The organism is Limnohabitans sp. TEGF003 (assembly GCF_055395455.1).
On the sequence record NZ_AP029225.1, the window covers coordinates 156,091 to 173,267 of the forward strand.

A 17,177-nucleotide genomic window follows, 5' to 3' on the forward strand; every position below is an offset into this window, starting at 1 on the left:
ATCGGGTGCAGGCGCTTCATTTGTGGCTGCGCAATTCACGGCGCAAGATTTTGCCCACGTTGGATTTGGGCAGTTCATCGCGGAACTCGATGTACTTGGGCCGTTTGTACCCGGTCAGGTTTTCCTGGCAAAAGCGTGAGACGGCCTCTTCGGTCAGCAGCGGGTCGTTGCGCACCACAAACACCTTGATGGTTTCACCTTGCATCGTGTCTGCAATGCCCACCACGGCGCATTCCACCACCCCGGGACAGGTCGAGATGACGTTTTCCAGCTCGCTGGGAAAGACATTGAAGCCGCTCACAATGATCATGTCTTTCTTGCGGTCCACGATCCGAGTGAAGCCCTCCTGGTCCATGATGCCGACGTCGCCTGTGCGCATGAAGCCATCGGCGGTGAAGGTCTTGGCGTTTTCTTCGGGCTGGTTGAAATAGCCCGTCATCACGTTGGGGCCACGGATGCAGATTTCGCCAGAGCTGCCCACGGGCAGGTTGTTGCCCGCATCGTCCTTGATGGCGATGTCGATGCTCGGCAGCGGCAGGCCGATGTTGCCGCTGAAATGGGCCTGCGTGACCGGGTTGTTGGTGCCAATGGCGCAGGTCTCGCTCATGCCCCAGCCTTCGATCATGGCGCTGCCCGTGGCGGCCTGCCAATGTTTGGCCGTGCCTTCGGACGCGGCCATGCCGCCAGCCTGGGTGAGCTTGAGGGATGAAAAGTCGATGGTCTTGAACATCGGGTGTTGCATCAGCGCGTTGAACAGGGTGTTCACCCCGGGCAACATGTGGAAGGGGCGCTGCTTGAGCACTTCGATGAATTTGCCAAAGTCGCGCGGATTGGGCACGAGCGTCATGTGTGAACCCTGACGGATGGCCAGCAGGCACAGCGTCAGCGCGAAGATGTGGTACAGCGGCAAGGCCGCGATGCTGTTGACTTTGCGCAGGTCGCCAATGCTGGCCAAGGCAGGAGCAAACCAGCCTTCTGCTTGCAGGATGGCGGCGACGACGTTGCGGTGGGTCAACACGGCACCTTTGGACAAACCTGTGGTGCCACCGGTGTATTGCAAAAACGCCGTGTCATCCAGGCTTTGGGGCGTGGGCTTGAGGTTCAGCTGGCGGCCTTGTGCGATGGCCTTCTTGAAGGGGGTGACGGTTCGACCACCGGTCAGTGGCAACTCGAATTCGGGCACCATCTTGGCCAAGTGGCGGACGGCAAAAGTCATCCAGCGCCCATACCAAGGGCCCAGCAAGTCACCGATGGAGGCCACGACCACGTGCTGCACCTGGGTGTGCTCGATCACATCCTGCAAGGTGGCTGCAAAGTTTTCCAGAATGACAATGCTGGAGGCGCCGGAGTCCTTGAGCTGGTGCTCCAGTTCGCGCGCGGTGTACAGGGGGTTCACGTTGACACAGGCGTAGCCAGCCCGCAAGACAGCGGCCATGGTCACGGCAAACTGGGGCAGATTGGGGAGCATGATGGCCACGCGACTGCCCGCGGGCAGGCCCTTGGCTTGTAGCCAAGCGCCCAAGGCGGTGGAGAGCTCATCCAGTTCCTTGTAGCTCATCCAGCGGTCCATGCAGACCGAAAAGGGGCTGTTGCCGTGCTCCCGAAAGGCCCGCTCCAGCAGATCCGTCAAGCTGGTGTATTGATCGGGATCGATGTCGTGCGGGACGCCGGGGGGGTAATTCTTCAGCCAGATACGTTCCATCGTTTGGTCTCCTTGATGTCTTGATTGTGGCCAACTGTGCGTGAAAGTGTGATCGGGCAATTCCTCAGTGGGGCCCTCGCGGGTCTCACACGCGACAAATGGCGTGGCGGATGCCCGCCGCTGGTAAGGCCCGCGCATTGGGTGCAGAATAAGGAGAAACCCCTAATCCGAATGAACTCAAAACCCAACCCCTCTCCTGGATTCTGGCAACAACTCTGGCGGCGCTGGGTTTCGCCTGTCGCCACGGATGCATCGGCTGGTGCAGGGGCAAACTCTTCATGGCGTGGCTGGATTCCGATCCGTTCCCTGGCTCCGCGACACAGGCCGCGCATCCTGAAGCATTTGTTGACCTTGAAGCCGGAAGACCGCTATTTGCGTTTCGGTTATCCGGCCACAGACGAGCAGATCGCGCGCTATGTCGACGGCTTGAACTTTGAGCGTGACGAGATTTTTGGCGTGTTCAACCGCCGTTTGGAGTTGGTGGCCATGGCGCATTTGGCGTTTTCGGTGGATCCGCAGTGGGCCACCTGCGCCGAGTTTGGGGTGTCGGTCGCGTCCCACCAGCGCGGCAAAGGCCTGGGTGCGCGCCTTTTCAACCATGCCGTGATGCACGCCCGCAACGAAGGCGTGAGCATGATCTTCATCCACGCTTTGAGTGAAAACGTGGCCATGCTCAAAATTGCCCGCCACGCCGGGGCCACGGTCCAGCGGGACGGCAGTGAAAGCGAGGCCTATCTGTCCTTGCCCGAGGCCAACCTGGACAGCCAGCTCAGTGGACTGATGCAAGAGCAGATGGCCGAACTGGATTACCAGCTGAAAATGCAGGCCCACCAATTCCGCGAGTGGCTGGCCACGGTGCAAGAGATCCGTCAAGGCGTACGCGATGCACGTCACACTTCACACAAGCCCTAGTTTGGCGGTTTGTCATCCGAATCCGCTATCCTAGAGGCTTGCCAACAACCGCATGTCCTGCATTTCCTGACTGTGTCCGACCCTTATCCTGCGCGTTCGGTTGAACGCGAAGACAAGCGCAGTTTTCTGCAAAAGCTCGCTGAATTCATCCATCCCGGCCCCGACTCGACCGACGAGTTGATCGAAACACTGGCCGAGGCCGAGGACAGCCACATCATCAACGCCGAGAGCCGCCTCATGCTCGAAGGCGTCATCCGCATGGCCGACATGACCGCAGGCGATGTGATGGTGGCCGCACCCCGGATGGATTTGCTGAACATCGAAGACCCGTTTGACCGCCTGTTGCACCAGGTGATCGAAACCGCGCACTCGCGCTTCCCGGTCTACGAAGGGGACACCGAAAACATCATCGGCATTTTGCTGGCCAAAGACTTGCTGAAGTTGCAGCGAGCGCCCGAATTGAACATCCGCGCCCTTTTGCGTCCAGCCGTGTTTGTGCCGGAGAGCAAGGGCCTGAACGATTTGCTGCGGCAGTTCCGTGACAACCGCAACCACCTGGCCATCGTCATCGATGAATTTGGCCGCACCGCAGGCTTGATCACCATCGAAGATGTGCTCGAGCAGATCGTGGGCGAGATCGAGGACGAATTCGACATCGCCGATGACGAGGGCGATATTTTTGGCTTGCCCGACCGCAGCTTCCGCGTCAGTGGCGACACGTCCTTGGAACGCGTGAGTGAAGCTTTCGGTGTGGACCTGCAAGAAGCTCGCGAGGACGCCGAGGGCCCGGACTTTGACACCATCGGCGGTCTGATTGCCCACGAAATGGGCCATGTGCCGCGCCGCGGCGAAAAACACATTCTGGCGGGCCTGCAGTTTGTGGTCTTGCACACCCGTGCTGGCGCTGTGCGTTGGTTCAAGGTGTCGCCGGTGCCCACGGTGGCTGCCCCAGAGACCCAGGCATGAAGGTCGGCCCTGAGCGCGCACGCGGTCTGTCGACCGTGTGGCCCGCTTTGGGTGGTGCTGCACAAGCGGCGTCGATTGCCATGACCGGCAGTGGCCAGGCTCAGGGTTGGCTCCAGGTTCTGAGCTTGGCTGCGCTGGCTGCAGGGCTGGTCAGCTTGGCCCGCCACACGCCTTCGGTTCGTGCCCCTTACCGGCAAGCCGCTTGGTCAGGCGGGGTGTTTGCCACGACTTGGTTGGCGGGCAGTTTCTGGTGGCTGTATGTGTCAATGCACGATGTCGGGGGCTTGCCTGCACCTTTGGCGGCGCTGGCGGTATGCGCTTTGGCCGGAGCGCTGGCCCTGTATTACGCCGCCGCATCTGCCGCTTGGCTGGTTCTGGCGCGTGGTGCGTTGGTGCAAAAACCGGGTGCCGTCAGTGTTTTGTTTGCGGCCCTGTGGACCTTGGCCGAACTCATGCGCGGTCGCTGGTTGACCGGTTTCCCCTGGGGCGCAGGGGGTTATGCGCACGTCGATGGTGTGCTGTCGGTTTGGGCGCCTTGGGTGGGGGTGTACGGCATGGGCGCTTTGGCCGCCTGGTTGGCGATGCGCCTGGCCTTGTCTGGATGGCGGCTGCGGGCCCTCAAGCCCCTGCTCGGTTTGGGCCTGGTGTCCTGGGGGCTGCAGGCCTGGGGTCCCAGTTTCACCACCTCGGCTGGGGTGGGGCAGGTGGCTTTGCTGCAGGCCAATATTTCGCAAAGCGCCAAATTTGACGCGGCCAGCGGTATTCGGGACGCGCTGCAGTGGTACGACGCCCAGCTGCGCGCCAACCAGCAGCCCCTGGTGGTGGCCCCCGAGACCGCCATTCCCCTGCTGCCGCGCCATTTGCCAGAGGGGTATTGGTCTGGCTTGCAGGCCCATTTTGCGCAGCCGGGTCGCCCAGTGGCCTTGGTGGGCGTGCCCTTGGGCAGTCTGGACGAGGGCTACAGCAACTCGGTGGTGGCGCTGGGGCCGCAGGGCGCTGCGCCTTACCGCTACGACAAGTCTCACCTGGTGCCCTTTGGTGAGTTCATACCGCCGGGTTTTGCGTGGTTCATCCGCATGATGAAAATTCCCTTGGGCGACTTTAAATCGGGCGGCTGGGACCAGGCTTCCCTGGCCTGGCAAGGCCAGCGCCTGGCACCCAACGTCTGTTACGAAGACCTGTTTGGCGAAGAGCTGGCCATTCGTTTCAAGAACCCCCAGCAAGCCCCGACAGCCTTGGTCAATGTGAGCAACATCGCCTGGTTTGGCGACACGCTGGCGGTGGACCAGCATCTGAACATCTCTCGCATGCGGGCCATGGAGTTGGGCCGCCCCATGCTGCGGGCCACCAACACCGGGGCCACGGCCATCATTGACCACCAGGGGCGCGTGACGCACCAGTTGCCCCGTTTCACCCGGGGCAGCCTGACCGGCTCGTTTGAGGGGCGTCACGGCTTGACTCCCTTTGCCCTCTGGGCCAGTGCCTGGGGTTTGGCCCCCTTGTGGGCGCTGTGCTGTGCGGTGGTGGCTTGGGCATTTTGGCGGCGGCAAAGGCCGTAAAATCAAGGGTTCGCGCAAAGCTTGCGCCCATCCAACCCAGGCCAGCTCGCAGCTGGCTCCGCTTCGGCCATGTTGACCTTCCAGCAAATCATTTTGAAACTGCAGCAGTACTGGGACGCCCAGGGCTGCGCACTGCTCCAGCCCTACGACATGGAAGTCGGCGCGGGCACCAGCCACACCGCCACGTTTTTGCGCGCCATCGGCCCCGAGCCGTGGAAAGCCGCCTATGTGCAACCCAGCCGCCGCCCCAAGGACGGCCGCTACGGCGAAAACCCCAACCGCCTGCAGCACTATTACCAGTACCAGGTGGTCCTCAAGCCCGCGCCCAGCAACATCCTGGAGCTGTATCTGGGCTCGCTCGAAGCGCTGGGCTTTGACCTGAAGAAAAACGACATCCGCTTCGTCGAAGACGATTGGGAAAACCCCACGCTCGGCGCCTGGGGCCTGGGCTGGGAAGTCTGGCTCAACGGCATGGAAGTCACGCAGTTCACCTACTTCCAGCAGGTGGGCGGCATCGACTGCAAGCCGATCACGGGCGAGATCACCTACGGCCTGGAGCGCCTGGCCATGTACCTGCAGGGCGTGGACAACGTCTACAACCTGCAATGGACCGATGGACTGACTTATGGTGATGTGTACAAGCAAAACGAAGTCGAGCAGTCGACCTACAACTTCGAGCACAGCGATGCCGAGTTCTTGTTCACCGCCTTTGGTGCGCACGAAAAGCAAGCGCAGCACCTGATGGGCACACAGCTGGCACTGCCTGCGTACGAGCAGGTGCTCAAGGCCGCGCACACCTTCAACTTGCTGGACGCGCGCGGCGCGATCAGCGTGACCGAGCGCGCCGCCTACATCGGTCGCATCCGCAACCTGGCCCGCAGCGTGGCCCAGAGCTATTACGACAGCCGCGAACGTCTGGGCTTCCCGATGGCCCCGCGCGAGTGGGTCGCGCAGATGCCCAAGAAGGCCGCCTGAGAGGAACAAGAACAATGACAACACAAAACCTTCTCGTTGAACTGTTTGTGGAAGAGCTGCCGCCCAAGGCACTGAACAAACTCGGTGCCGCCTTTTCGGGTGTGCTGGCTGAACAACTCAAGGCCCAAGGCCTGGCTGAGGCCGACGCGCTGGTGACGGCCTTCGCCTCGCCCCGCCGACTGGCCGCCCATGTGTCGGGCGTGGCCGCGCAAGCCGCCGACAAGGCCGTGCAGCAAAAGCTGATGCCCGTGGCCGTGGGCCTGGACGCGGCGGGCAACGCGACACCTGCGCTGCTTAAAAAACTGCAAGCCCTGGGCGCTGACGTGACCGTCCCGGCTGCGGCCGTCGCAGCGCTCAAGCGCGCCCCGGACGGCAAGGCCGAAGCCTTGTTTTACGACAGCGTTGTCAAGGGTGCGACCTTGGCAGCTGGCTTGCAAAAGGCGCTCGATGAAGCATTGGCCAAGCTGCCGATTCCGAAAGTGATGCAGTACCAGCTGGAAACCGACTGCGAACTGCCGGGCTGGAGCAGCGTGAACTTTGTGCGCCCCGCGCACAGCCTGATCGCTTTGCACGGCAGTGCCGTGGTGCCTGTCAAGGCCCTGGGCCTGACTGCCGGCAACAGCACCCAAGGCCACCGCTTTGAAGCCAAGGTGCCCAAGGTGGTGGTGCCGCACGCTGACCAATACGACGAGGTGCTCAAACGCGATGGCTCGGTGATTGCCAGTTTTGCCGAGCGCCGCGCCGAGATTGTGCGCCAGCTGAATGCGGCTGCGACCAAGGTGGGTGGTGGTGCGCGCCCGATCGAGGACGAGGCTTTGCTGGATGAAGTGACGGCCCTGGTCGAGCGCCCCAATGTGCTGACCTGCCAGTTCGAGACCGAGTTCCTCGATGTGCCGCAGGAGTGCCTGATCCTCACGATGAAGGCCAACCAGAAGTACTTTCCTTTGATCGATGCCTCGGGCAAGCTGACGAATCGGTTCCTGGTGGTGAGCAACATCACGCCCGACGACGCTTCGTTTGTGATCGGCGGCAATGAGCGCGTGGTGCGCCCGCGCCTGGCCGATGCCAAATTCTTCTTTGACCAGGACCGCAAAAAGACGCTCGAATCGCGCGTCGAAGGCCTGTCCAAAGTGGTCTACCACAACAAGCTGGGCACCCAAGGCGAGCGCATGGCGCGTGTTTGCGCCATTGCCCAAGCCATTGGTCAGCAAGTCGGCGGTGATGCGCTGGCACAGCAAGCTGCGCAGGCTGCACGCCTGGCCAAGACGGATTTGTTGACCGACATGGTGGGCGAGTTCCCTGAGCTGCAGGGCATCATGGGTGGCTACTACGCCCGCCACGATGGCCTGCCCACCGCGGTGGCCGAGGCCATTGAAGACCACTACAAGCCGCGCTTTGCGGGTGATGAGTTGCCCCGCAACCAAGTGGGCCTGGTGGTGGCCTTGGCCGACAAGCTCGAAACCCTGGTCGGCATGTTCGGCATTGGCAACGTGCCCACGGGCGACAAGGACCCCTTCGCCTTGCGCCGCCACGCACTGGGTGTGATCCGTATGCTGTTGGAGCGCTTGCCAGAGCAAGACATTGACGTTCTGCTGCGCATCGCCTTCGAAAGTTTTGAAGAAGCTGCGCATTCTTCGGACCTTGCTGAGCGTGCAGTTGTTGCCGGCTCGGTGACGGCGTTTAATCTGGAAACACCTCAGCTTGTCGCTGACTTTATCTACGACCGCCTGGCCGGCAGCCTGCGCGAGCAGGGCTTCAGCGCGCAGGAAGTCGACGCCGTCATGGCGCAGCGCCCGGCCCGTCTGGGCCAGGTCAGCCAGTTCCTGTCGGCCGTGCGCGCTTTTGCCGCCTTGCCCGAAAGCCCCGCGCTCGCCGCTGCCAACAAGCGCATCGGCAACATCCTCAAAAAAGCAGGCGAGGTGGATGCGCATGTCAACCCCGCCTTGCTGCAGGAAGAGGCCGAAAAGGGCTTGTACGCGGTGATGCAAAGGCTGCTGCCCGAATCCGAAGCGCAGTTCAAGGCGGGTGATTACACCGCCAGCCTGCAAACCCTGGCCGCGCTGCGCGCACCGGTCGATGCCTTCTTTGACGACGTGATGGTCAATGCCGAAGAAATGGACCTGCGCCTGAACCGCCAGGGCCTGCTCAAATCTTTGCATGTGGCCATGAACCGCGTGGCCGATTTGTCGCGTCTGGCGGCCTGATCGCTGAACGGCCATGCCCCTCAAACTCGTCATCCTGGACCGCGACGGCACCATCAATCGGGCCAGTGACGAGTTCGTCAAATCGCCCGAAGAGTGGCACCCCCTGCCTGCTGCGCTGGAAGCGATCAGCCGCCTGAACCATGCGGGCTTCCATGTGGTGCTGGCGACCAACCAGTCGGGACTGGGGCGTGGTCTGTTTGACATGGCCGCGCTCAACGCCGTGCATGCCCACATGATCAAGTCGCTGGCGGCCGTGGGTGGGCGCATCGATGCGATTTTTTACTGCCCGCACACGCCCGACGAGGGTTGCGGCTGCCGCAAGCCCTGGCCTGGCCTGTTTGGCCAGATCGCCGAGCGTTATGGTGTATCGCTCGAAGGCGTGCCCTGCATCGGCGACAGCCTGCGCGACATGCAGGCGGCCGAAGCGTCTGGCTGCATCCCGCACCTGGTGTGCACAGGGCGGCACCCGGAATTGCTGGGGCAGCCACTGCCTGCAGGCTTTCCGGCCTCGACCCGCGTGCACGCCGATCTGGCGGCTTGTGCAGACCATTTGTTGGGCGCTGCAGCCTTGAACACGCCACTGGCCTGAGCCACCCTGTTTTATGAATTTCATCCGTTCTCTGGTGCATCTGCTGTGGATGGCCATCACCGTCATCCCATGGGCCTTGTTTGTGGTGGCGATTTCCTATTTCGTCAGCAGCACCCGCCTGTACTGGATTTGTGTGGGTTGGCTGCGTCTGGCGGTGAACAGTGGCACCCGGATTTTGGGCATTGAAAACCGCATCCAGGGCATGGAGAACCTGCCTTTGGGCACCAAGGACCCGGCGGTCTTGCTGGTCAAACACCAGTCGACCTGGGAGACCTTTGTGATGCCCGCGATCATGCCCCACCCACTGGCCTATGTGTTCAAGAAAGAGCTGTTGAGCGTGCCGTTTTTCGGCTGGGCCATGGGCCGTCTGGACATGATCCACATCGACCGCAAACAGCGCTCGCGCGCTTTTGCCAAGGTGGTGCAACAAGGCCGCCGCCTCATGCAGGAAGGTGTCTGGGTCATCATGTTCCCAGAAGGTACACGCATTCCGCGCGGTCAAAAGGGCGAGTACAAAAGCGGTGGCGCCCGCCTGGCCATTGCCGCGGGCGTACCCGTCATCCCGATCGCCGTGACGTCTGCGCGCTGCTGGCCCACACGCGCTTTCATCAAAAAGCCGGGTGTGGTGGACATCTCGATCGGCCGCGCCATTCCGAGCGAAGGCCGCAGCGCTGAAGAGTTGATGCTGGAAGTCGAGACCTGGATCGAATCCGAAATGCACCGCCTTGACCCCGAGGCTTATCCGGCAGCCTCCGGGCACTGAACGGCACCGGGCGAACCATGCGCGCGCCTTTGCAGTTTGTGTTGGACTTTTTCACCGGGGGCGGTCCGGTGGTGCCCACGCCATCGGAGCCCGCTGCGTCCGATCCTGCAGCGGGTCACGCGGCACCCGGCGCAGCACCAGTCGGCCTCGCGCCGCAGCCGACGGTCGCTGGTTTTGGCCACCCCGCCGCCAACCGACATGCGCAGCTGCAGGGTGTGACCGTGTCTTTTCGTTTTGAGCGTTCACGCCGCAAAAGCATTGGCTTTCTGGTGGGGCCGGACGGTCTGGTGGTGCGGGCACCCAATTGGGTGCCTTTGCGTGAGGTGGATGCGGCCGTGCAGGAGAAAGCGGGCTGGATTCTGGCCAAGCTGCAGCAGTTCAGAGAACGGCAAACCGAACAATTTCAAAAAGCCATCGAGTGGCGGCATGGTGCTGAAGTCCCCTTTCTGGGGCGCACGGTGCAGCTGTGCGTGCTCGAACGTGGCTTGGGGCGCGTGCAGGGGCAGGACTTGCCGCCCGAGCAGGTGCTGCCCGTGACCGTCCCGCCCGGCGCCTCGGTGACGCAGGTGCGCGATGCCGCGCAGGTGTGGCTCAAAAAACAGGCCAAGCTCTTGTTTGAGCAACGCCTGCACCACTTTGCACCGCTGCTGGGGGTGCGCTGGCAGAAGCTCAGTTTGTCGAGCGCCAGCACGCGCTGGGGCAGCGCCCGCACCGATGGGCACATTCGCCTGAACTGGCGGCTCATCCACTTGCCGATCAGTCAGATCGACTATGTGGTGGTGCACGAGTTGGCCCATCTGCGCGAAATGAACCACAGCCCCCGCTTTTGGGAGACGGTGGGCGAGGTCATGCCGGACTATGCCCAGCGCCGCAAAGCCCTGCGTCAAGTCCCCATGGGTTTGGCCGAAGACTGAGCCGTCCTGAATCGGTAAATGCCGTCGGCATCGTGCTGGCGGATCAGCTGCCCGGCCAGCCAGAGCAAATTCAGGTGGGCCACGGCTTCGCCGAGGGCAAACGTGGTCTGATGGACATCCAGTGCACGTTTGAAAATCAGGGGCAGCACATCGTGCGCACTGAGCGCCTGTTGACTGCAAGCTTGCAGCAGTTCTGCCAAGCGTTCGTCATGGTGGGCGTGCAATTGCGCAATGCGTGTGGCAGCGCCCGTGAAGGGCCGACCGTGCGAGGGCAGAACCAAGGTCTCATCGCTCAGCTGCGCCATTTTGTTGAGTGAATCCAGAAACAACTGCAGCGGGTTGCTGTCGGGCTCCATCGCGTACACGCTGATGTTGGTCGAAATCGAGGGCAGCAGCATGTCGCCGCTGACCAGCACTTGGTTTTGCGCGTCGTGCAGGGCCATGTGTTCGGGCGAATGGCCGTAGCCGCTGATGCACTGCCAGAGGCGATCGCCGATGCGCACCTGCGTTCCTGACATCAGGCGCACATAGGTTCCCGGAATCCGGGGCACCATGCTGGGGTAGTAACCAACCCGTGACTTGACCACGGCCAAGTCCTCGGCCTTGTTCCAGCCGTGGGCGGCGAAGAAATTCACCGTGGGCTCTCCGCCGAAGTTCGACAAGCCGGTGCAAGCGAGCATGGCCGACTGGTATTCGCTGGTGCTCATCCACAGCGGCGCCTGCCAGCGCTCGCACAACCAATGCGCCAGTCCCATGTGGTCCGGGTGCATGTGGGTGACCAACACGCGCAAGACGGGCAGGCCCTGCAGTGCTTGTTGCTCCACCTGCAGCCAGGTTTCTCGGGTCGCGGGGTTGTCGATGCCACAGTCCACCACCGTCCAGCCCTCACGCTGCACCTCGGGCTGGGCCGGGTCGGGCAGGCGGTCGCGCAACAGCCACAGGTTGATGTGGTTGAGCGCAAAGGGCAGCCCCATGCGCAGCCAGAAAACGCCGGGCGCGACTTCGATGGCGGCGCCTGAAGCCGGCAGTTGTTCGCCCAAGGGGTAGCGCAAAGAGGCTGGGCTGACGCTGGCATGCGGCGTGGTCGTCACGCGGTCAGTGGGCAAGTGGGACATGCGTCAGGTGGTTTCGGTTAGCATTCGGACCATTGACGTTAACGTTAACGTCAAACATGAATTGGCATTCTAGGGGGCGCCCCTTCACCGGGCTGTCCCCCTGGCGCAAGACGGTGAGGACCCCACGCCATGGCGAACACGTTCACGATCAGCGATTTGGCTCAGGAATTTGACCTGACCACCCGCGCCATCCGCTTTTACGAAGACATGGGCCTGCTCGAACCCGAGCGCTCTGGCCCGGGCGGGCGCAACCGGGTGTACTCGTCGCGCGACCGCACCCGGCTGAAACTCACCCTGCGTGCCAAGCGCCTGGGCCTGTCGTTGAACGAGGCCAAGGACCTGATCGACATGTACGACAGCCCGCGCGACACGGTGCCGCAGCTCAAAAAATTCCTCGTGGTGCTGGCCGAACACCGCCAGCAACTGGAGTCGCAACTGGCCGACCTGGAGGCCACATTGGACGAGGTCAAAACGCATGAAAAAGAGACCCGAAGCCTCTTGGCCAAGGCCAACAAGGCGGGCAGCGCCGCCTGAAAGCCTGACGACAGCGCGCTGGTTTCCAATTGACGTTAACGTAAACGTCAATTAAAGTCAGGGATTGTCCAAAACCATGGGATCCGATGTGAGCACAGTCCTTTCCGCCCAAGAACGTGTCGCCCTCAGCCTGGCCCGTCAAGGCATGATGAACCACCTGGGTGTGCGGCTGGTGTCGGCCACCGAAGGCCGGGTCGAGCTGGCCTTGCCCTACAGCGACAAGGTCACGCAGCAGCAAGGCGGCTTCCATGGCGGTGCGATCGGCGCACTGGCCGACATCGCTGGCGGTTATGCCGCCCTGACCGTGGCCCCCGAAGGCATGGAAGTCGTGACCATCGAATACAAGATCAATTTTTTGAACAGCCTGCACGGCGGCGAAATCCACGCCATCGGGCAGGTGGTCAAGGCGGGCAAGCGCGTCATCGTGACTTCGGCCGAGGTGGTGCACACCGACGCCGATGGCCAGCGAACCCCATGCGCCGTGATGCAGCAAACCCTCACCACCGTCCCCCAAACCTATTGAACAGCGGGCAGCCGCATACCCCTCAAACTCTGGAGAGACCCCATGAACAATTTGCCCGGCCTGAATTTCCAACTCGGTGAAGACATCGATGCCCTGCGCGACGCGGTGCGCGACTTTGCCCAAGCCGAAATCGCGCCCCGCGCTGCCGAGATCGATCGCAACGACCAGTTCCCGATGGACCTGTGGCGCAAGATGGGCGAGCTGGGCGTGCTGGGCATCACCGTGGGTGAGGAATACGGCGGCGCGGGCATGGGCTACCTGGCCCACATGATCGCGATGGAAGAAATCTCCCGCGCCAGCGCCTCTGTGGGCCTGAGCTATGGCGCGCACTCCAACCTGTGCGTCAACCAGATCAAGCGCAACGGCAACGAAGCCCAGCGCGCCAAGTACCTGCCCAAGCTGATCAGCGGCGAACACGTCGGTGCCTTGGCCATGAGCGAACCCGGTGCGGGCTCGGACGTGATCAGCATGAAGCTCAAGGCCGAAGACAAGGGCGGCTACTACCTGCTCAACGGCTCTAAGATGTGGATCACCAACGGGCCGGATGCCGACACCCTGGTGGTCTATGCCAAGAGCGAGCCCGAGCTGGGTGCACGCGGCGTGACGGCCTTTTTGATCGAAAAGGGCATGAAGGGTTTTTCCATCGCGCAAAAACTCGACAAGCTGGGCATGCGCGGCAGCCACACGGGCGAGCTGGTGTTCAACAACGTCGAAGTGCCCGCCGAGAACATTTTGGGCGGTTTGAACAACGGCGCCAAGGTGCTGATGAGTGGCCTGGATTACGAACGCGCGGTGCTCACCGGCGGCCCGCTGGGCATCATGCAGGCCGTCATGGACAACGTGATCCCCTACATCCACGACCGCAAGCAGTTCGGCCAGAGCATCGGCGAGTTCCAGCTGATCCAGGGCAAGGTGGCCGACATGTACACCGTGCTGCAAGCGGGGCGCTCGTTTGCCTACACCGTGGCCAAAAATCTGGACCTGCTGGGCACCGAGCATGTGCGCCAGGTGCGCAAGGACTGCGCCAGCGTCATCCTCTGGACCGCCGAAAAAGCCACCTGGATGGCCGGAGAGGGTGTGCAGATTTTTGGTGGCAACGGCTACATCAACGAATACCCCTTGGGCCGCCTGTGGCGCGATGCCAAGCTGTACGAGATCGGTGCGGGCACCAGCGAAATCCGCCGCATGCTGATCGGTCGCGAACTGTTTGCCGAAACTTGCTGAAGTCCGCTGTCATCCAACAGACGCCTTGCGCTGCGACAATGGCCCCATGAGCACTTCACTTCAGCATCTTTTTGACAACAACCGCGAATGGGCCTCGCGCATGGTGCGCGAGAATCCCGCGTATTTCTCCCGCCTGGCCAACCAGCAAAATCCCAAGTATTTGTGGATCGGTTGCTCGGACAGCCGGGTGCCCGCCAACCAGATCACGGGCCTGGACCCTGGCGAGGTGTTTGTGCACCGCAACGTCGCCAACGTGGTGGTCCACTCCGACCTGAATGCCCTGTCGGTCATTCAGTATGCGGTCGATGCCCTCAAGGTCGAGCACATCATGGTGGTGGGCCATTACGGCTGCGGTGGCGTGCTGGCCGCCACGCGTGGCATGCGCGTGGGCCTGGCCGACAACTGGTTGCGCCACGTGCAGGACGTGCGCCTGCGTCACCGCCAGCGCCTGAACCATTTGCCGCAAGCCGAACTCGAATCGGTCATGTGCGAGATGAACGTGATCGAGCAGGTCGGCAACGTGGCCATGTCCAACGTGATGCAGGACGCCTGGAGCCGCGGCCAAAAGGTGACGGTGCATGGCTGGATTTACGGTCTGGACGATGGTCTGGTGAAAGACCTGGGCGTCAGCATGAGCGGGGCGCACGAGGTGGTCGACGTGTTCCGCAGCGCCTTCAAACGTTATCCGCGGGGCGCCTGAGCCCCCATTGCCCATGAGCTTGGCAGAGATCCTCGAGTTGGGCAGCTACGCGGTGACCGTGTTCGGTCTGCCCTACGCGGCCTGGGCCTTCTGGGTTGAGCAGCGCAAGGAGCGCGAAAACGAGGAAGAAGAGGCCTACCAGCACCTGTCGGACGCCTACAACGATTTCCTGAAAGTGGTGCTGGACCACGCCGATTTGCAACTGCGCACCACGCATGCCTTGCCCAACCCGACGCCCGAGCAGCGCGAACGCATGATGACCATCTTCGACATGCTGATCGCCTTGTTCGAGCGGGCCTATCTGATCGCCTACCGCGCGGAAATGAGCGCCACCGAACAGCGGCGCTGGAACTCCTGGGACGACTATATGCGCGAGTGGTGCAGGCGCGACGATTTCCGCCAGGCTTTGCCCCTCATGCTGCGTGGCGAAGACCCCGACTTCGTGGCTTATATCCGCCGCATTGCCGAAGAAGAAACCGGCGAACACCTCATCATTGCCGACATCCACCAAAACACTTGAAAGGCCTCACCATGTCACACGACCCCATCGTCATCGTCAGCGCTGCCCGCACCCCCATGGGCAGCTTCCAGGGCGACTTTTCTGCGCTGGCCGCCCACGACCTGGGCGGTGCCGCCATCAAAGCCGCTGTCGAGCGTGCAGGCATCCGCCCCGAGCTGGTCACCGAAGTGCTGTTTGGCAACTGCCTGATGGCAGGCCAGGGCCAGGCGCCGGCGCGGCAGGCGGGCTTCAAGGGCGGCTTGCCCAAGAGCGCAGGTGCCGTCACCTTGTCCAAAATGTGCGGCTCGGGCATGCGCGCGGCCATGTTCGCGCACGACATGCTGGTGGCCGGCACGCACGATGTGCTGGTGGCCGGGGGCATGGAAAGCATGACCAACGCGCCTTACCTGATGCTCAAGGGCCGAGGTGGCTACCGCATGGGCCATGACCGCATCTTCGACCACATGATGCTCGACGGCCTGGAAGACGCTTACGAACCCGGCCGCAGCATGGGCACCTTTGGCGAAGACTGCGCCGCCAAGTACAGCTTCACCCGCGCCGAGCAAGACCACTTTGCCACCACCAGCGTGCAGCGCGCCAAGGCCGCCACCGAGTCGGGCGCTTTTGCCGCCGAGATCACGCCCGTGACGGTGAAAGACCGCAGCGGCGAGCGCGTGGTGGCCATCGACGAAGGCCCGGGCAAAGTCAAGCTCGACAAGATCAGCAGCTTGAAGCCCGCCTTCAAGAAAGACGGCACCATCACCGCCGCCAGCAGCTCGTCCATCAACGACGGCGCCGCCGCGATGGTGTTGATGCGCGAGAGCACCGCCGCCAAATTGGGTTGCAAACCGCTGGCCCGCATCGTGAGCCACGCCACCCACGCCCAAGAGCCCGAGTGGTTTGCCACCGCCCCTGTGGGCGCAACCCAAAAAGCCCTGGCCAAAGCGGGCTGGAAAGTCGAAGACGTCGACCTGTGGGAAGTCAATGAAGCCTTTGCCGTGGTGCCCATGGCGCTGATGAAAGAGCTGAACGTGTCGCACGACAAGGTGAACGTGAACGGCGGTGCTTGCGCCCTGGGCCACCCGATTGGCGCATCCGGCGCGCGCATCATGGTCACACTGATCCACGCGCTCAAGGCCCGTGGCCTCAAGAAGGGCCTGGCCACGCTGTGCATCGGTGGTGGTGAGGGCACGGCTGTGGCTTTGGAGTTGGTGTGAACCACAAGACTCCCGTGGGAGGCCGCCCCTGCGGCCGAATGCTTGAAGTGCCACGCCACACATTCGCGAGCAGGGGCTCGCTTCCACGCAGCACCCCACTGCCATGACCACCGTCCTCCTCATCGGCGCATCGCGCGGCATCGGCTTTGAATTGGCCCGCCAATACACCGAAGCAGGTGCACGCGTGATCGCCACTGCCCGTTCGGACGAAGGGCTGGCCCGACTCAAGGCGCTGGGTGCCGAAACCCTGCGCCTGGACGTGGCCAACCCCGCCAGCAACACCAGCCTGGCCTGGCAGCTCGATGGTGAAAAAATCGACCTGGCCATTTACGTGGCTGGCGCGATGGACCGCGCCAGTGCCAGCACGCCGCCGACCCGCGACAGCTTTGATGCCGTCATGCACACCAACGTGATGGGCGCGATGCAGGTTCTCCCGCAAATCGTGCCCATGGTGCAGGAAGCGCAGGGCGTCATCGCCTGCATCAGCTCCATCATGGGCAGCCTGCAGGAAACCACCAGCGGCAATGCCGCGCTCTACCGAGTGAGCAAGGCGGCGCTCAACATGGTGGTGCGCAGCACGCAGGCCGAGCAGCCGGGCATCACCGTGCTGGCCATCCACCCCGGCTGGGTACAGACCGACATGGGTGGCGCAGCCGCACCGCTGACGCCCGAGCACAGCGCGAGCAGCCTGCGCCAGACCCTGAGCCAAGTGCTTGAACAACGCGACCCGAAACACCGGGGCGCATTTTTGAACCACGACGGCCAGCCGCTGCCGTGGTGA

Annotated in this window: 17 protein-coding genes; 15 read left to right on the forward strand and 2 right to left on the reverse strand. The window is 62.7% G+C overall.

Annotation, left to right across the window (positions count from 1 at the left end; genetic code table 11):
* Positions 1-16 precede the first annotated feature (16 nt).
* Positions 17-1,702: an AMP-binding protein gene (locus ACZ5RT_RS00800; protein WP_464453217.1), complete on the reverse strand. Its 1,686-nt coding sequence runs from the start codon at positions 1,700-1,702 to the stop codon at positions 17-19.
* 171 nt (positions 1,703-1,873) lie between these two features.
* Here ACZ5RT_RS00800 and ACZ5RT_RS00805 point away from each other — a divergent pair, with 171 nt between their 5' ends.
* The 8 genes from ACZ5RT_RS00805 to ACZ5RT_RS00840 all read left to right on the forward strand — a co-directional run bounded on the left by ACZ5RT_RS00805 (position 1,874) and on the right by ACZ5RT_RS00840 (position 10,584).
* A complete protein-coding gene (locus ACZ5RT_RS00805) occupies positions 1,874-2,614 on the forward strand; it encodes an N-acetyltransferase family protein (protein ID WP_464453218.1) in 741 nt (246 codons plus the stop codon).
* 72 nt (positions 2,615-2,686) lie between these two features.
* Positions 2,687-3,580: an HlyC/CorC family transporter gene (locus ACZ5RT_RS00810; RefSeq protein ID WP_464453219.1), complete on the forward strand. Its 894-nt coding sequence runs from the start codon at positions 2,687-2,689 to the stop codon at positions 3,578-3,580.
* On the forward strand, positions 3,577-5,139 hold the full coding sequence (lnt, locus tag ACZ5RT_RS00815; RefSeq protein ID WP_464453220.1) for an apolipoprotein N-acyltransferase: 1,563 nt from the start codon (positions 3,577-3,579) through the stop codon (positions 5,137-5,139). The genes ACZ5RT_RS00810 and lnt overlap by 4 nt, the downstream gene beginning before the upstream one ends.
* A 69-nt stretch (positions 5,140-5,208) precedes the next feature.
* Positions 5,209-6,114 (forward strand): glycine--tRNA ligase subunit alpha, encoded by a 906-nt coding sequence (glyQ, locus tag ACZ5RT_RS00820; protein WP_464453221.1) that lies wholly within the window; start codon positions 5,209-5,211, stop codon positions 6,112-6,114.
* Positions 6,115-6,128: 14 nt separating this feature from the next.
* The gene (gene glyS / locus ACZ5RT_RS00825) at positions 6,129-8,318 is read left to right on the forward strand and encodes a glycine--tRNA ligase subunit beta (protein ID WP_464453222.1); all 2,190 of its coding nucleotides are present in this window, start codon (positions 6,129-6,131) and stop codon (positions 8,316-8,318) included.
* A 13-nt stretch (positions 8,319-8,331) separates the two neighbouring features.
* Positions 8,332-8,907 carry a D-glycero-beta-D-manno-heptose 1,7-bisphosphate 7-phosphatase gene (gene gmhB, locus ACZ5RT_RS00830; RefSeq protein WP_464453223.1) on the forward strand — a complete coding sequence of 192 codons (576 nt, stop codon included), beginning with the start codon at positions 8,332-8,334 and terminating at the stop codon, positions 8,905-8,907.
* Between the two features lie 13 nt (positions 8,908-8,920).
* Positions 8,921-9,670, forward strand: a complete 750-nt coding sequence (locus ACZ5RT_RS00835; RefSeq protein ID WP_108428488.1) for a lysophospholipid acyltransferase family protein — start codon at positions 8,921-8,923, stop codon at positions 9,668-9,670.
* A gap of 17 nt (positions 9,671-9,687) precedes the next feature.
* The gene (locus ACZ5RT_RS00840) at positions 9,688-10,584 is read left to right on the forward strand and encodes a M48 family metallopeptidase (RefSeq protein WP_464453224.1); all 897 of its coding nucleotides are present in this window, start codon (positions 9,688-9,690) and stop codon (positions 10,582-10,584) included.
* On the opposite strand, the gene ACZ5RT_RS00845 is transcribed toward ACZ5RT_RS00840, so the two are convergent.
* The gene (locus ACZ5RT_RS00845; RefSeq protein ID WP_464453225.1) at positions 10,554-11,699 is read right to left on the reverse strand and encodes an MBL fold metallo-hydrolase; all 1,146 of its coding nucleotides are present in this window, start codon (positions 11,697-11,699) and stop codon (positions 10,554-10,556) included. The two genes, ACZ5RT_RS00840 and ACZ5RT_RS00845, sit on opposite strands and share 31 nt — an antisense overlap.
* A 129-nt stretch (positions 11,700-11,828) precedes the next feature.
* Here ACZ5RT_RS00845 and ACZ5RT_RS00850 point away from each other — a divergent pair, with 129 nt between their 5' ends.
* The 7 genes from ACZ5RT_RS00850 (at position 11,829) to ACZ5RT_RS00880 (ending at position 17,177) form a co-directional block, all read left to right on the forward strand.
* Positions 11,829-12,233: a MerR family transcriptional regulator gene (locus ACZ5RT_RS00850; protein ID WP_108428491.1), complete on the forward strand. Its 405-nt coding sequence runs from the start codon at positions 11,829-11,831 to the stop codon at positions 12,231-12,233.
* 148 nt (positions 12,234-12,381) lie between these two features.
* Positions 12,382-12,756: a PaaI family thioesterase gene (locus tag ACZ5RT_RS00855; protein WP_464454238.1), complete on the forward strand. Its 375-nt coding sequence runs from the start codon at positions 12,382-12,384 to the stop codon at positions 12,754-12,756.
* A gap of 42 nt (positions 12,757-12,798) precedes the next feature.
* Complete coding sequence (locus ACZ5RT_RS00860; RefSeq protein WP_464453226.1) at positions 12,799-13,980, forward strand: isovaleryl-CoA dehydrogenase; 1,182 nt, start codon at positions 12,799-12,801, stop codon at positions 13,978-13,980.
* A 46-nt stretch (positions 13,981-14,026) separates the two neighbouring features.
* Positions 14,027-14,680 (forward strand): carbonate dehydratase, encoded by a 654-nt coding sequence (can, locus tag ACZ5RT_RS00865; RefSeq protein ID WP_291929274.1) that lies wholly within the window; start codon positions 14,027-14,029, stop codon positions 14,678-14,680.
* Positions 14,681-14,693: 13 nt separating this feature from the next.
* A complete protein-coding gene (locus tag ACZ5RT_RS00870; protein WP_424375591.1) occupies positions 14,694-15,200 on the forward strand; it encodes a hypothetical protein in 507 nt (168 codons plus the stop codon).
* Between the two features lie 11 nt (positions 15,201-15,211).
* Positions 15,212-16,396 carry an acetyl-CoA C-acyltransferase gene (locus ACZ5RT_RS00875; RefSeq protein WP_108428494.1) on the forward strand — a complete coding sequence of 395 codons (1,185 nt, stop codon included), beginning with the start codon at positions 15,212-15,214 and terminating at the stop codon, positions 16,394-16,396.
* A gap of 103 nt (positions 16,397-16,499) precedes the next feature.
* A complete protein-coding gene (locus ACZ5RT_RS00880) occupies positions 16,500-17,177 on the forward strand; it encodes an SDR family oxidoreductase (RefSeq protein WP_424375587.1) in 678 nt (225 codons plus the stop codon).